The following is a 15,577-nucleotide window of genomic DNA, read 5'->3' as shown; positions in this document are numbered from 1 at the left end:
GCCGGGGCGGTGCTGGAGGTCAGCGGGCTGGTGAAGCGGTTTGGCGGCTTCACCGCTGTCAACAACGTGTCGTTCAAGGTCGATCAGGGCGAGATCCTCGGCCTGATCGGTCCCAACGGCTCGGGCAAGAGCACGATCTTCAACATGCTCTCCGGCACGCTGGCGCCGAGCGCCGGATCGATCCTGCTCGATGGCTCGGAGATCGCGGGGCTGGCGCCGCACCGGATCATCAACCGGGGCATCGGCCGCACCTTCCAGATCCCGCGCCCGTTTCGCCGCCTCTCCATCTTCGAGAACGTCGCGCTTGCCGGCTTCTACGGCCAAGGCCGCCACAGCCGCGTCAAGGCCGAGGAGGCGGCCGAGCGCTCGCTCGCGATGGTGGGTTTGCCGACCGATCGTCACGCCAGCGTTGACGGCCTCGGCGCGGCGGGGCTGAAGAAGCTCGAGCTCGCGAAAGCGCTCGCCACCGCCCCAAAACTTCTGCTTGCCGATGAAAGCCTCGGCGGTCTCGACGAGGCCGAGATGGGCCAGGCCGCCGACATGCTGCGCAACATCCGGGACGAACTCGGCATCACCATCATCTGGGTCGAGCACATCATGGGCGTGCTGATGCGCGTCGTCGACCGCGTGATGGTGCTCGATCACGGCGAAAAAATCTCGGAAGGCCTGCCGAGTGCGGTTGCTGGCGATCCGCGCGTCATCGAGGTCTATCTCGGCACCGATGCCGAGACCACGCAGGCCGCGGCCGCTGAAGCGCGCCGCCGCGCGGGAGGCCAATGATGCTGGAGCTTCGCGGCGTCAATGCCGGCTATGGCACGTTCCAGGCGCTGTTCGACGTCAATCTCGACGTGAAGGCCGGTGAAGCGGTAGGCGTGATCGGTCCGAACGGCGCCGGCAAGACCACGCTGATGCGCGTCATCTCCGGCCTGATCCGTCCCTCGCGCGGGTCGATCGCGATGGAAGGTGCCGAGGTGCTGGCGACGCCGCCTCACAAGATCGTCAGTCTCGGGATTGCGCATGTGCCGGAGAACCGGCGGCTGTTTCCGCAGCTCTCCGTCGACGACAATCTCAAGATGGGCGCCTTCATGAAGGAGGCGCGCGGGCAATACGCCGAGCGGCTGGAGGTTGTGTTCGACCTGTTTCCGCGGCTGAAGGAGCGCCGCCATCAGATGGCGGGCACCATGTCCGGCGGCGAGCAACAGATGTGCGCGATCGGCCGCGCGCTGATGTCAAATCCAAAACTCCTGCTGCTCGACGAACCATCGGCGGGGCTGGCGCCGGTCGTGGTGCAGCAGGTCTTCGAGCTGGTGAAACGGATCCGCAGCCGCGGCCTGACGGTGCTGATCGTCGAGCAGAACGTGCAGCAGGTGCTGCGCGTGGTCGACCGGGCCTATCTGATCGAGGCCGGGACGATCCGCGCCTCAGGCACATCGGCCGAGATGCTGGCGAGCGACACGGTCAAGGAAGCGTATCTCGGGGTGTGAGGGGCATATGCAGGCGTTCCTGGACATTTTCGACATTTATCTGCTGGAAGCCGTGATCAACGGCATCCTGCTCGGCGGCGTGCTGGCGCTGCTCGCGCTCGGGCTGAACCTGATCTTCGGCGTTATCGACGTGACCTGGATCTGCTACGCCGAGCTCGTGATGATCGGCATGTACGCCATGTATTTCATGGTCCAGTATTACGGCGTCAGCTATTTCATCGCGGCGCCACTGACCATCCTGTTGGTCGCGATCCTCGGCGCGTTGCTGCATTATCTCGTGATCGCGCCGCTGTTGACGGCGCCGCCGATCAACCAGCTGCTTGCAACCGGTGGTGTGCTGTTCGTGTTGCAGAGCTTTGCTACCGTCGCCTTCGGCATCGACTTCCTCAACCTCGGCATCCGCCTCCCGGTGCTCGCCTTCGGCGACATGCATTTCAGTTACGCGCGGCTCTTGTCGTTCCTGGCGGCGCTGGTCGGCATGGTCGCGGTCTATCTGTTCATGACGCGGACCTTTACCGGCACCGCCATCCGCGCCATCTCGCAGGACCGCCAGATCATGGCGCTGATGGGCGTCGATACCAAGCGCATCTATCTGATCACGTCCGCGATCGGCGGCGGGCTGGCCGGGCTCGCCGCCTGCCTGCTGGTGCTGCAGTATGACGTGCATCCCTTCGTCGGCCTCTCCTTCGGGCCGATCACCTTCCTGATCTGCGTGCTCGGAGGCCTGGGCAATTTCATCGGCGGCTTCATCGCGGCCTTCGTGTTTGCCGAGATCATCTCGCTCGGCGGCCTGTTCTCCGATCTCGAATGGGGCTACGTGCTCGCCTTCGCCTTCTTCATCGTCATGATGTTCATCCGGCCCGCGGGCCTGCTCGCGAGGCGGCGATGATGGGGCAGGGCCGGCTCGTAGCTTGGGGGATCGGACTGACCGCGCTGGTCGCGCTGCCGTTCGTCTATCGCGATCCCTATCATCTGCACATTCTGGTACTGATCCTGATCTGGTCGTTCGCCTACACGTCGTGGTCGATGATGGGGCGGTTCGGCCTGGTCTCGCTCGGGCATGGCGGCTTCATGGGGATCGGGGCCTATGTCACCGCGCTGTTGTGGAATCATCTCGGCCTGTCGCCATGGATCGGAATTCCCATTGGCATGGTCGCGGCCGGCGCGCTGGCGCTGATCGTCGGTTATCCCTGTTTCCGCTTCCGCATCACCGGACATTACTTCGTGCTGGTGACGCTCGCGCTCTCCGGCATCGTGCTCCAGATCATCACCGCGACGCGCGACTATACCGGCGGCTCGCTCGGCTATACGCCGAACCGGGCCTCGGGCAACAAGCTGCTCGCGCTGCAGTTCGACGACAAGATCACCTGGTATCTGATCGCGCTTGCGGTGTGGCTCGGCGGCATCGTCGTCTGGCATCTGATCGATCGCAGCATGAGCCGCTACGCGCTCGAGGCGATCTCGGAGGACGAGGACGCGGCTGCCGCCGCCGGCGTCGACGTCACCGCGGAGAAATTGAAGATCACCTTGATCAGCGCCGTGATGACGGCGCTGGCGGGCGCGATCTATTGCCAGTATCAGATGTTCATCACGCCCGACACCGTCTCCGGCATCGCGGTGTCGCTGCAGATGGTGTTCGCCGCCATCGTCGGCGGTCTGTTCGTCTCGCTCGGTCCGACCGTCGGCGCCGTCATCACCATCCTGCTCGCGGAAACCCTGCGCATCGGCTTCGGCACCAGGGCGGTCGGCTGGGACAACCTCGTCTACGGCGTGCTGTTGGTGCTTTTCATCATATTCCTTCCGAAGGGCATCCTTGGTAGCCTGCTCGACCGATTGAAGCCGCAACGCAAGGTGCCCCGCGCCCATGAGCAAAAAGCCGTCCAAACCGCTCGCCCAGGAACTTGACCGCTACATCACGCCGTTCCGGCACGACGGGTCCGGCAAGTTTCACCTGAAGAACTACAAGACCAACGAGAAGGGCGATCTGGACAAGGAGACGGCGCAGGAGATTCTCGACGCCAACAAGAAGCGGCTGGTCGCGTTCCAGGAGAAGCTCTATGCCCAAGACCGCTGGTCGGTGCTGATCGTGTTCCAGGCCATGGATGCCGCCGGCAAGGACAGCGCGATCAAGGCGATCTTCGAGGGCATCAATCCGCAGGGCTGCGAGGTGTCCTCGTTCAAGGCACCGAGCAGCAAGGAGCTCGATCACGATTTCCTCTGGCGCCATGTCATCGCGTTGCCGGAGCGCGGCCATATCGGCATCTTCAACCGCTCCCATTACGAGGAATGCCTGGTGACGCGCGTGCACCCGGAGATCCTTGCCAAGGAGAAGCTGCCGCAAAAGCTCGTCAGCCGGAGCATCTGGAAGGAGCGGTTCGAGGACATCTCCGCGTTCGAGCGCCATCTCTGCCGCAACGGCACCCTGGTGCTGAAATTCTTCCTCAATCTCTCCAAGGAAGAGCAGCGCCAGCGCTTTCTCGACCGGCTGGAGGAGCCGGCCAAGCAGTGGAAATTCTCGATGGACGACATCAAGGAGCGCGCGCTGTGGCCGCGCTACCAGGCGGTCTATCAGGACATCGTGCGCCACACCGCCACGCCGCACGCGCCGTGGTACGTCGTGCCCGCCGACCACAAATGGTTTGCCCGCGTGGTGATCGGCTCCGTCATTGTCGCGGAGCTCGAGAAACTGGACCTGCGCTTTCCCCGTGCCGACAAAGCCTCGGCGGCGGAGTTCGACAACGTGCGCAAGGCGCTGGAGAAGGAAGGGAAGGGGGACAAGAATCGGGGAAAGTGACGGGAGGAAAAAGCCCGCGTGGCCGCCGTCGTCGGCAAAACTTGAAAACAACCCCATGCACAGTCGCCCGCGTTAATGGAAGCAATGGCTTGCTGGCGATCGCGATGTATGTTCGGATTTTAAGAAATTCGCTTGACCCGTCGGGCAAAACACGGGCATGATGTCACCATCGCGACAGTGCCGTGATGGGCGTGTTGAGGATCTCGCGGCGCTTTCAAAAATGGAGAGGCGAATATGCGCGCTCACACCAACGCTGCCGAGAGGGATTAATTCCGCTGTCTCATGCGCGCAATCTGTCGCGGGAACAACAGGGAACGCGTCGCCAAATGTGATTTGAAGGCCATCGATCCCGCTTGACAGTTTTATGTCGGGGGAGGAGCATGCAGGTGGTCGCAAACAAGCGACGCGTAACGTCCACTTCATGAGCAAGGGGAGGTCTATGACGCCACCTCCGCAAATCCAGCCGCGTTAATTGCGATGGAGCTCGTTCGGACTATCGCATAGCGGCAGAAACCGCGAACGGCACGCCGGGTCAAGGTTTAGTGGGCTGCATCAGCAAGGCAGAGCCCCTACCTGCCCGGCGCTGTGCGTTTTGGGCTGACCGCAACTATGCCTTCTTTTGCACGCCGAAGAGATCACCGAGCCATTGATAATACACCGGCTGCTTCTCGTGCAGCGTGGCACGGTTGTTGGGCGGGCGGTCGACATTGCCCCAGAGATAGAGGCTCCCGGTCACCGCGAAGAACTCCTGGACGTTCTTCAGCACGTAGGAGTCCGGCGGGTAAAGCTCGTTCTGCCTGGCTATGCCGTAGAAGCGGACGAGGTCCGGATTCTGCAGCGCGTCCGGCAGCACGCGGAAATGATAGGCATGGAGCAGCTCGTGCAACAGCACCGGCTTCTCCGGCGCAACGACCGCCGCGTCAACCGTGACGCCCTCGACCTTGGACGTGAAATGCCCGCCGCCGTCGCCCTGTCCGGGCTTGACCGAGACCGGCTGGCTCTTGAAGAAGGTCATGATCCCAGGCTTCGCGCCGCATTCGACGACGATGTCGATCTGATGCTTGAGCGATGCGACGATCTCCTTGAGATCAGGCTGGCCCCGCGCGGCGCTGGTGTCGACCGAGATGCCGCGATAGGTGAAGGGGGGTCCGCTCTGTGCGGCCGCAGATCGCGTGCCGAGCACAATCGCAGCTCCCGCAAGCACGAGCCGGCGCCGATCGAAATCTGTCATGTGATGCCCCCGAATTCCCACCCGCAATCTCGCATGCTTTGGCGACACTGGCCATGACGCGGTTCCATCACATCTGCGTTGCGGGAAATGCCAAAGGAAATGCCAAGAGATGGTCGCCTGATCGGCAAACTTCCGACACATGATCGGGGCGAATAGCCACCATCCGGCATGACGCAGTGCTTCGCGCGGTCCCGATTCCGCCGGCGCATTTTCATTTATTTGGGGAATCCGCGTGTCGCATAAGCTTGTCTCGGCGCTTGTCGCCGCCTTCTTCCTGGCCGCGATCTCGTCTTTCTCCCCCGCTTACGCAGAGCCGCCTGCGCCGGCCGCCAATGGCGCGGCCGCATTGTCGCCTGACGAGGCCAGGCGGGCGCTGGAGACGCTTCAGGACGACAAGAAGCGCGCGCAGATGATCGATACGCTGCGCGCGATCGCGAATGCGTCCGGTCCGCAGCAGCCGGCACCCGCGCCCGAGCAGAAGTCACCGATCCCGCTGTCGGCTGACGGCCTAGGCGCGCAGCTTCTGCTGACGGTGTCGGAGGAGATCGGCGAGATCTCGCGCGATGTCGCCGACATGGCGCGGACGCTCACGCATTTCCCGGCGTTCTATTACTGGATCGTGCAGACCGCGAATGATCCCGACGCTTATAATCTCCTGATCGAGATTGCCTGGAAGCTGGCGCTGGTGTTCGGCTGCGCGCTTGCAGCCGAATGGGTGATTGTCCGCCTGATCCGGCGTCCGGTCGGCTTCCTCGAAGCACGTGTGCCGCAGACCGCGCACCTGCCGGTCGGGGTGCTGCCCGTTGCCGATCCGCCGTCATCGGTCGCCGACGTCACCCGTTCGCCGGACTTGCACAAGCGCCGGCATAGCCTCGCGCGCGTCTGGCAGCTGTTGCTGCGGCTACCCTTCGTGCTGGGGCGGCTGTTGCTCGAACTGCTTCCGGTGATCGTTTTCGTCAGCATCGCAACCGCACTGCTTGGAACGGAGATCGGCGAGCCCGCCACAGTCCGCCTCGTGATCCTCGCGGTCGTCAATGCCTACGCGCTCTCGCGTGGGCTCATTTGCGTCGTCCGTGCGCTGGCCGGCCCGTTCGGCCTGTTTCCGGTGCGCGCAGAGACGGCAGCCTATGTCGAGATCTGGGCCCGCCGCATCGTCGCCGTCGGCGTAACCGGCATTGCGTTCGCCAACGTGGCGCTGCTGCTCGGCCTGCATCGCGCCGGCTATGCCGCGCTCATTCGCATGGTGATGCTGGTCGTGCATCTCTTCGTCGTCGTCATCATCCTGCAATGCCGCCGCCAGGTCGCCGACGCCATCCGCGCGCCTGCGGACCGGCTGGGGCTTGCGGCGCGCCTGCGCAACCGCATCGCCGGCGGCTGGCATTATCTGGCCATTGCACTCGATCTGGCGCTGTGGGCGGTCTGGGCGCTCAACATCCGCAACGGCTATTCCCTGCTGCTGCAATATTTCGTCGGCACCATCGCGGTGGCGCTGATCACGCGGGTCGCGATCATGGTGACGCTGAGCCTGATCGACCGCGGCTTCCGGATCCAGCCTGAAATCCTTCAGCGCTTTCCGGGACTGGAGATCCGCGCCAACCGCTATCTGCCGCTGCTGCGCAAGATCGTCTCCGGCGTGATTGCCTTCATCGGCTTCGTGGCCGTGCTCGAGGTCTGGGGCGTCGATGCCATCGTCTGGTTCTACGGCGGCCAGATCGGCAGCCGGCTGCTCGCGGCGGTCGCCACGATCGGCGTTGCCGTCGCCATCGCCGCGGCGATCTGGGAGGCCAGCAATGCGCTGCTGGACCGGCAGATCAATACGCTGTCGCGCGACGGACATTATGCCCGCGCGGCACGCCTGCGCACCTTCCAGCCGATGCTGCGCACGGCGCTGCTGTGCCTGATCGCCACGGTCGTCGGGCTCACGGCGCTGAGCGAAATCGGCGTCAATGTCGCGCCGCTGCTCGCGGGCGCCGGCATCGTCGGCATTGCCATCGGCTTCGGCTCGCAAAAACTGGTGCAGGATCTCATCACCGGCCTGTTCCTGCTTTTGGAGAACACGGTCCAGGTCGGCGATGCCGTCAGCGTGTCGGGCCTGTCAGGCGTGGTCGAGAACGTTTCCATTCGTACGATACGCCTGCGTGCCGGCGACGGGGCCGTGCACATCGTACCGTTCAGCGCGGTGACGACCATCACCAATGCCAGCCGTGGCGCGGGCAATGCTTCCGTCAGTGTCAATGTCGCCTACAAGGAGGACACCGACCGCGCCGGCCAGATTCTCAAGGATATCGTCGATGAGATGCGCCGCGAGACGGAATTCCGCCCGCTGATCCGCGGCGATCTCGATCTCTGGGGCATCGACAAGGTCGACGGTGCCATGGTGTCGATCGTCGGGCAGATCCGCTGCACCGAGGCCGGCCGCTGGCCGGTCCAGCGCGAGTTCAACCGCCGCATGAAACAGCGTTTCCAGCAGGACGGCATCGAGGTCGCATCCGCGACCCAAACGATTTTGATGCACGTCGCGCCACCGGCCGATGTCGCCACGAACCTGACGCCGCGGCGGGCTGCGGGATAGCGGCGCCGCAAATTTCCGGCTTGCCTCCGCCCACGCGGCAGCGTTCACTCACCCTCCAGTCCGCTGATGACATGCGGGCGACAAGAAGCTTGGGAGCAGGTGATGCGGGGGCTGTGGGCCGGATTGCGCGGTCATGTAATCGTCATGTGTGCGTTGATCGGATGTGTCGCGTGGAGCGCACCCGGCGACGCCCAGCCGTTCCCCTCCCGTCCCATCACGCTGGTGGTCCCGTTCGCGGCCGGCGGGCCGACCGACACGCTGGCGCGGATCCTGTCGGAGCGGATCGCAGCCGAGCTGCATGCGACGGTCGTGGTCGAGAACGTCGCTGGCGCGTCCGGCAGCATCGCGGGCGCCCGCGTCGCACGTGCAACGCCTGACGGCACGACCATCACCATCGGCCATTGGGGCACGCATGTGCTCAACGGCGGAATCTTCAAGCTGCCTTATGACGTGGTTGCCGATTTCGAACCGGTCGCGCTGGTCGCGATGGGCACGCAGCTGATCGTCGGCCGGAAGTCGCTCGAGGCCAACAATCTGAAAGAGATGATTGCGTGGCTGAAGGCCAATCCCGGCAAGGCCACCGCGGGGACGGCCGGCGCCGGCACCGGCGCGCATGTCGCCGGCGTCTTCTTCAAGGAGAAGACCGGCACCGACTTCCAGTTCGTGCCCTATCGCGGCGCGGGGCCCGCCATGATCGATCTCGTCGCCGGCCAGATCGACATCATGTTCGACCAGGCCTCGAACTCGCTGCCGCAATACAAGAACGGGGCGATCAAGGCGTTCGCGGTGACGTCGCCGACGCGGCTCGCGTCCGCGCCCGACATTCCGACCGTCGACGAGGCGGGGCTGCCGGGCCTGTACATCTCCTACTGGCACGGCATTTGGGCCCCGAAGAACACGCCGAAGGAGATCGTCACAAGGCTCAACACAGCCATCGTCGCGGCGCTTGCCGATCCCTCCGTCAAGCAGCGCTTTGCCGAACTGGGCCAGGAGATTCCGCCGGCGGACCAGCAATCGCCCGCAGCTCTCGGCGCCTTCCAGAAGGCCGAGACCGAAAAATGGTGGCCGATCGTGAAGGCCGCGGACATCAAGCCGGAATAGCTAAACGGCGCCACAAGCATTGCTCCTCATCCTGAGGAGGTTGCGGAGCGGCCGTCTCGACGGATGTGCCGCGGGCGAGATCGGGGGCCTTCATGGTTCGAGACGGCGCTGACGCGCCTCCTCACCATGAGGGGTGAGAGTTAACGCTCCGTCGTGCGCAAAGAAAATCTCGCTGCGGTGCGAGATCACAATCGCGGCCCCACGGGCAACGTCCTTGATCTCGATGGAACGCTGGCCGACAATGCCTGCCCTTCAATAAGAAACTCCCTGGGGGAATTCGTGAATAGACCTGCTCCGGTCAGCATCCATCCGACATCGTCCGATTCCGCACACGGCATGGCCTTGCTGCGCGATCCCTTGCTCAACCGGGGCACGGCCTTCACGGAAGCGGAGCGCGATACGCTCGGCCTGCGCGGCCTGCTGCCGCCTTGTGTGCTGACGATCGAGACCCAGGTCGAGCGCGTGCTGACCAATCTGCGCACGCTGCCGACCGATCTCGAAAAATTCGTCGCGCTGAACGCACTGCATGACCGCAATGAGGCGCTGTTCTTCCGCGTCGTCGTCGATAATATCGACGAGATCCAGCCGATCATCTACACGCCGACGGTCGGGCTCGCCTGCCAGAAATACGGACTGATCTACCAGCGGCCGCGCGGCATGTTCATCTCCTCGCGCGATCGCGGCCAGATCGCGGACATCCTGAAGAACTGGCCCAATCCCGCAAAACTCATCGTCGTGACCGACGGCGAGCGCATTTTGGGACTTGGCGATCTCGGTGCCAACGGAATGGGAATCCCCGTCGGCAAGCTTTCGCTCTATTCGGCTTGTGCCGGCGTGCATCCCGAGCAGTGCCTGCCGGTCGTGCTCGACGTCGGCACCAACAACGAAGAGCTGCTGAACGATCCCTATTATCTCGGTCTGCGCGAGCGACGGCTCACCGGAGAGGCCTATGACAGCTTCGTCGACGAGTTCATGACGGCCGCGCGAAAGACGTTTCCCGATGTGCTGATCCAGTTCGAGGATTTCGCCAACCATTCGGCGTTCAAGCTGCTGCACAAATACCGGGATGAAGCCTGTGTCTTCAACGATGACATTCAGGGCACCGCAGCAGTTGCGCTCGCCGGCCTGTTTTCGGCGCTCCGGGTGAGCGGGGGCAAGCTCCGGGATCAGCGCATCCTGTTCCTCGGCGCCGGCGAGGCTGCGACCGGAATCGCCGATCTCGTCGTCTCCGCGATGATGGCGGAGGGCGCAACGGAAGCCGATGCGCTTCGACGCGCGTGGCTGGTGGATTCCCGCGGTCTCGTCGTCAGCGGCCGCGATGGCCTGCACGGCCACAAGCTCCGTTATGCGCATAAGGATCAGGCGCCGATCGCCGACTTCCTCACCGCGATCAAGACGTTGAAGCCGACGGCGATCATCGGCGTTGCCGCGGTCGGTGGCGCCTTCACGCCCGAGGTGCTCAAGGCGATGGCCGAACTCAACGAGCAGCCGATCGTGTTCGCGCTGTCCAACCCGACCTCGAAGGCCGAGTGCTCGGCAGAGGATGCCTATCGCTACACCGAGGGCCGCGCGCTGTTCGCCTGCGGCAGTCCTTATGATCCGGTCAAGCTCAACGGCCGCACCTTCGTGCCGCGCCAGGGCAACAACTCCTACATCTTCCCCGGCGTCGGCCTCGGCGTCATCGCCAGCCGCTCGCGGCTCGTGACCGACGAGATGTTCATGGCGGCGGCCCATACGCTGGCCAATTGCGTCGGCAAGGAGGATCTCGATCAGGGCAGCCTCTATCCCGCGCTGCCCCGCATCCGGGAGGTCTCGGCCCGCATCGCGGCAGCCGTCGCTGATGTCGCCTATCAGCGCGGGCTCGCCGACGGACCTGCGCCCAACGACGTCAAGGGCCTGGTCCAGTCGCAGATGTACGAACCGAAGTACTGACGCCTGATGACTTTTGATTGACTCGATCCGGCGGCAGGTTCGGTCACCTCGCCCGCTTGCGGGAGAGGTCGGCGCACTTGCGCCGGGTGAGGGCTCTATCCTCTTGGGGAGTCCCACTGCGGAGACACCCTCACCCCAACCCTCTCCCGCAAGCGGGAGAGGGAGCGCACCGCCCTCGCGGGTCGCAGCGCGCCTCGTTAGGTCAGCCCACGCCACCATTTCCGGTGGAATCGCCGTTGTTTGCCGTTGCCTTATGTGCGACGGTCCGTAGCGCTACAAGAATCTCAAGATGTTAGGTAAGCCACCATGGACGATCGTTTGCCCGACCTGGGCGATCTCGAGCACGAGGTCATGCAATTGGTATGGGCCCATGGGCCGGTCACGGCCGAGATCGTGCGCGAGCGGCTATCGCGACGCCTGAAGGAATCGACGGTGCGGACGGTGCTGCGCCGGCTGGAAGAAAAGGGCTATGCTCGCCACACCGTGGACGGACGCACCTACGTCTACCACGCCGCCGAAGAGCGGGCCCGCGTTGCGGCCAAGGCGGTGCAGCGCATCGTCGACTGGTTCTGCAACGGCTCGATGGAGGAGGTCCTCGTCGGCATGGTGGACAATGCGATGCTCGACCAGCAGCAATTGCGTGCGCTGGCCGACCAGGTGGCCAAGGCGAAGAAGGCGAGGGGAGTGAAGAAAGAATGATCGCAGCTCTGGCTGAGGCGGCGTTACGCTCCTTCGCGCTGGGAGGCGTCGTCTGGATCGGTCTCATCCTGTTTCGTGTGCGCAATCCGCACGTCCACATGACGGCGTGGGTGGTCGTGCTGCTGGCATCGCTGGCGATGCCGTTCGTGATGCATTGGCCGACGCTCACCATCGACCGGATGCCTTTGTCCGTGCCGGTGCCGGAGGAAGCGTGGCCGGCCGACTTCGCGATGCTCGAGCGACCGCAGCCGTCCTTGCCGATCGCGTCCGCTGCAGCCATCGCGCCGATGGTGAAGCGGGGTGTCTCAATCGACTGGTGGATGGTCGCCACCACCGTCTATGCCTGCGTCGCCGGCCTGTTGCTGCTGCGGCTGGCCATCGGCCTCTGCCTGACCTGGCGTTTGGCGCGCGCGGCGAAGCCGGTGAAGAGCCGTGAGATGATCGATGCCGATGTGCGCGTCAGCCGCGACGTCGGCGGCCCCGTCACCTTCGGCTCGACCATCCTGGTGCCGCCGCAGTTTTTCGGCTGGGACGCGAAGAAGCGCCTCGCGGTACTCGCCCATGAGGGCGCCCATGTCGCCAATCGCGATTTCTACGTCCTGTTGCTCGCCTCGCTCAACCGCGTGGTGTTCTGGTTCAGCCCGTTTGCCTGGTGGCAGCTCGCGCGGCTTGCCGAGCTTGCCGAGATCATCAGCGACGCCCGGGCGATCGAGATGATCGACGACCGGCTGTCCTACGCCGAGATATTGCTCGACGTCGCGGCCTCCGTGAAGCCGCGGCCGATGGAGCTTGCGATGGCGCAGGCGTCGACCGTGCGCGCGCGGGTCGAACGCATCATCGCGGCCGCCGCCATGCCCGCAACGGTCGGTTGGCGCAAGCGGCTGTGGATCGCGGCGGCGATCGTGCCTGTCGTGGTCGTGTCGGCCGGAATGATCGCCTATCGCACGCCGGATCCGGTGGCCGCCGGCGCAGATCTCGGTGATGTACCGGCGCAGCATTACCGTCCGTTCGTCAATTTCTACGCCATGGGCCCCGCCTCGGTGTTCGCCGTCTTCCGCGAGGGCGACGACATCTACGGGCAGCTCACCGGGCAACGCAGGCTGCGTATCACCGTCGCCAACGACGGCACGGCGTCCTATGCGGCATCGTTCGGTGAGATCACGTTCGAGGTCGATGCGGAGCGTCGCTCGTCCGAGCTGACGTTGCGCATGAATGGCCGCGACGTGCGCGCCGTTCGCGTTGCCGAGATGCCGGCGCCGGCCACTGAGCCGGTGTCGGTCGATCAATATGTCGGCTGGTACAAGATCGCGCCGAACCGCGTGCTCACCGTGCGGCGCGATGGCGATCGTCTGCAAGTGGAGGAGACCGGGCAGGGCCGCGCGCCGGTTCTCGCCGAGGGCACTGACGCCTTCTCCGTCCATGGCGATCATCTCCTGATCTTCCTGCGCGATGATGCCGCCGGCGTCTCCCGCGTGCTGGTCCAGAACGCCACCTCCGGCGCCCGCCTCGCGCAGCGGATCGATGCAGCGCAGGCCCAGGCGATCGAGACCGACTTCGCGCGCCGCCTCGCGGAAGTGCCTGACAGGTTCAGGGAGCAGGTCCCGGCTGCGGGCAGCAAGGAGGTGGTCCTCAAAGGGATCGAGGATCTGCGCCGCGGCACGCCGAGCTACGATCGGATGAGCGCGCCGCTCGCCGCCAGCATCCACCGCCGGGTCGACGAATTGCGTGCGACCTTCGCGGCGCTCGGTGCCGTCGAGTCGATCTTCTTCCGCGGCGTCGGGCCCGGCGGCTACGACATCTATGGTGCCAAGTTCGAGAACGGCACCGCGGAATTCCGTGTGCTGCTCGAACCCGACGGCAAGGCCGGCGACGTCATCTTCCGGCCCGACGGCAACGACGAGCTCGGCGGCATCGTTTCCTGTTCGCAGGAGGCGAGCGTGCGCGGCCGCGCCGATACCTCGCCGATCAGGATCATGATTTACAACGAAACGGACAGCGACATTCAGGTCTTTAATCTCGACGCGAACGGCCAGCACAAGGCGCAGAGCGTCGTCAGGTCGGACATGACCTGGGCCACGCTGACCACCGTGAACAGTCCATGGATCATCGCCGACAAGTCCGGGAAGTGCATGGAGATCCTGGTGCCGGGCCGGCAGACGCGCTTCCACAATGTCGAGGCCTCGAACGTCGCGGCACGGCCGGGGCGCGCGTCGCGTCGCGCTGTCCCGATCGCCAATGGCGAGGCGATGCTGCGGCAATATATCGAGGGCATCGGCAAGGGGCAGCCCGACTACGACCACATGACGACCGAAGTCGCCAACATCACGCGTCAGCAGCTTCCGTTCGACCAGGCCATCGTGGCGCGGCTCGGTGCGTTGCGCGCGGTTTCGTTCCGCGGCGTCACTGCGCTCGACAGCGACATCTATGTCGCCCAGTTCGCCAACGGCTCGGCGGAATGGCGCATCGGCGTCAGGAACGGAACGATCACCAAGATCGCGCTCGGGCCGAATTTCTAGCAGCGCGGCGCGCCAGGACGTCGCCGCGATTGCACCAATCGCGGCTTGCGCATGCCCGCCGCGAGCGCTACGATACGTAACATTACATTAGGTAGCCGGCCGCGGGCCCGGAGAATTCGGCGAGGCCCTCGCAAGCTGACCGGGTTCATGATGTGCATGCTGACGCAACGGGAGCTCGACTTTCTCGCCAGCCTCAAAACCGGCTGGCGGCTGCTCTATCGGCGTGAACTGATGCGGCTCGTCAGGGGCGACGTCGAGCGTGGCGAGGCGCAATCGGAGACGCGCCCGATCAGCTGGCGCGTCCTATCGGGCTGATTTTTCGCGAGCCTGTGTCGATTCAGGACAGGTACTGTGGTGGATTCGTCACAGCCGGCGCGAAACCACGGCGGCCGCAAGGCCGCTTTTGTTCAGCCAAGGTTCTGCCCTCATTGCCCACCGAAACTCAGGGTTGTTCGGAGGGCGCATCATGTCTTGCTTTGCACGTGCCGAAACTGCCCGGATTTCGCTGGCAACCTCGAGCCGGTTGCTGTTCGCCATCGTCGGCGCCGCCTCGCTCGCCGCGTGCGCGCAATCGCCGGTCGGGCGCCAGAAAGCAGATATTGCCACGACCACGAGGCAAACTGCGATCGAGCGTCCGCACAGGGTGGCGGCGCTGCATCCGCGTCCGATCTACAGGCCGCATCGGTCTCATGACCTGGCGAGCGCCAAGACAACCGCATCGCATGGTGTGGCCAGTTTCTATTCGGACACGGAGACCGCGAGCGGCGAGAAGTTCGACAAGAACGAGTTGACCGCCGCGCATCCGAGCCTGCCGTTCGGCACCAGGCTGCGCGTGACCGATGTCTCCTCCGGCCGCTTCGTGACCGTCCGGGTCAACGATCGCGGGCCGTTTGTTCACGGTCGTGTGGTCGACATCTCGCCCTCCGCAGCCGAGGCGCTCGGCATGGTCGACAAGGGCATCGCCAATGTCCGGCTCGACGTCGTGCGATAGGCTGCAATTCATCGGCATCGACACGCCGCGCTTAACCGGCTGTTAGCTGCTCTCACGCACCATGGGTGCCCGGCAATCCGGGGCTTGGGGGGAGACAGCGCTTGACCACGATCCAGCATCTCGAAGATCAGGCTGCGCGCGCCGAGCGACTTGCCAAACGGATCACGGATACGCTGACGATCGAAAAGCTCCTGACCTTCGCCGGCGACCGCCGCCGCGAGATCGAAGTGATCGCCGGCCGCCGGCGCGCTTAGCGT

General features: G+C 64.7%; 14 protein-coding genes. 13 read left to right on the top strand and 1 reads right to left on the bottom strand.

Annotated elements, in window-relative coordinates:
* Positions 1-9: 9 nt before the first annotated feature.
* Genes K3F49_RS05590 through K3F49_RS05570 form a run of 5 tightly spaced genes read left to right on the top strand, consistent with a single transcriptional unit; the run spans position 10 to position 4,278 of the window.
* Positions 10-780, top strand: a complete 771-nt coding sequence (locus K3F49_RS05590; protein WP_234679886.1) for an ABC transporter ATP-binding protein — start codon at positions 10-12, stop codon at positions 778-780.
* Positions 780-1,484 carry an ABC transporter ATP-binding protein gene (locus tag K3F49_RS05585; RefSeq protein ID WP_234679885.1) on the top strand — a complete coding sequence of 235 codons (705 nt, stop codon included), beginning with the start codon at positions 780-782 and terminating at the stop codon, positions 1,482-1,484. Before K3F49_RS05590 ends, K3F49_RS05585 begins: the two co-directional genes overlap by 1 nt.
* A 7-nt stretch (positions 1,485-1,491) precedes the next feature.
* On the top strand, positions 1,492-2,373 hold the full coding sequence (locus tag K3F49_RS05580; RefSeq protein ID WP_234679884.1) for a branched-chain amino acid ABC transporter permease: 882 nt from the start codon (positions 1,492-1,494) through the stop codon (positions 2,371-2,373).
* Positions 2,370-3,389 carry a branched-chain amino acid ABC transporter permease gene (locus K3F49_RS05575; protein WP_234679883.1) on the top strand — a complete coding sequence of 340 codons (1,020 nt, stop codon included), beginning with the start codon at positions 2,370-2,372 and terminating at the stop codon, positions 3,387-3,389. Before K3F49_RS05580 ends, K3F49_RS05575 begins: the two co-directional genes overlap by 4 nt.
* A complete protein-coding gene (locus K3F49_RS05570) occupies positions 3,349-4,278 on the top strand; it encodes a polyphosphate kinase 2 family protein (protein ID WP_234679882.1) in 930 nt (309 codons plus the stop codon). Before K3F49_RS05575 ends, K3F49_RS05570 begins: the two co-directional genes overlap by 41 nt.
* A 607-nt stretch (positions 4,279-4,885) precedes the next feature.
* Here K3F49_RS05570 and K3F49_RS05565 read toward each other — a convergent pair.
* Complete coding sequence (locus K3F49_RS05565) at positions 4,886-5,509, bottom strand: hypothetical protein (protein WP_234679881.1); 624 nt, start codon at positions 5,507-5,509, stop codon at positions 4,886-4,888.
* Between the two features lie 232 nt (positions 5,510-5,741).
* On the opposite strand from K3F49_RS05565, the gene K3F49_RS05560 reads away from it, so the two are divergent.
* From K3F49_RS05560 to K3F49_RS05525, 8 genes are all read left to right on the top strand, one after another.
* A complete protein-coding gene (locus K3F49_RS05560) occupies positions 5,742-8,081 on the top strand; it encodes a mechanosensitive ion channel domain-containing protein (RefSeq protein WP_234679880.1) in 2,340 nt (779 codons plus the stop codon).
* Positions 8,082-8,183: 102 nt separating this feature from the next.
* Positions 8,184-9,182: a tripartite tricarboxylate transporter substrate-binding protein gene (locus tag K3F49_RS05555; RefSeq protein ID WP_234679879.1), complete on the top strand. Its 999-nt coding sequence runs from the start codon at positions 8,184-8,186 to the stop codon at positions 9,180-9,182.
* Positions 9,183-9,461: 279 nt separating this feature from the next.
* Entirely contained in the window at positions 9,462-11,114 is a 1,653-nt protein-coding gene (locus K3F49_RS05550) for an NAD-dependent malic enzyme (protein WP_346657299.1), read from the top strand.
* A gap of 306 nt (positions 11,115-11,420) precedes the next feature.
* Complete coding sequence (locus K3F49_RS05545; protein WP_148753097.1) at positions 11,421-11,813, top strand: BlaI/MecI/CopY family transcriptional regulator; 393 nt, start codon at positions 11,421-11,423, stop codon at positions 11,811-11,813.
* Positions 11,810-14,329: a M56 family metallopeptidase gene (locus K3F49_RS05540; protein ID WP_234679878.1), complete on the top strand. Its 2,520-nt coding sequence runs from the start codon at positions 11,810-11,812 to the stop codon at positions 14,327-14,329. The genes K3F49_RS05545 and K3F49_RS05540 overlap by 4 nt, the downstream gene beginning before the upstream one ends.
* Before the next feature lie 156 nt (positions 14,330-14,485).
* Positions 14,486-14,644 carry a hypothetical protein gene (locus K3F49_RS05535; RefSeq protein WP_234679877.1) on the top strand — a complete coding sequence of 53 codons (159 nt, stop codon included), beginning with the start codon at positions 14,486-14,488 and terminating at the stop codon, positions 14,642-14,644.
* A 151-nt stretch (positions 14,645-14,795) separates the two neighbouring features.
* Positions 14,796-15,320, top strand: coding sequence for a septal ring lytic transglycosylase RlpA family protein (locus K3F49_RS05530; protein ID WP_234679876.1), 525 nt, complete (start codon positions 14,796-14,798; stop codon positions 15,318-15,320).
* 101 nt (positions 15,321-15,421) lie between these two features.
* Positions 15,422-15,574 (top strand): hypothetical protein, encoded by a 153-nt coding sequence (locus K3F49_RS05525; protein WP_234679875.1) that lies wholly within the window; start codon positions 15,422-15,424, stop codon positions 15,572-15,574.
* The last annotated feature ends 3 nt before the right edge of the window (positions 15,575-15,577 follow it).

The organism is Bradyrhizobium monzae (genome assembly GCF_021458635.1).
GTDB lineage: Bacteria > Pseudomonadota > Alphaproteobacteria > Rhizobiales > Xanthobacteraceae > Bradyrhizobium.
The sequence above is the reverse complement of the archived record's forward strand: the minus strand, read 5'-3'. Positions and strand labels throughout refer to the sequence as shown.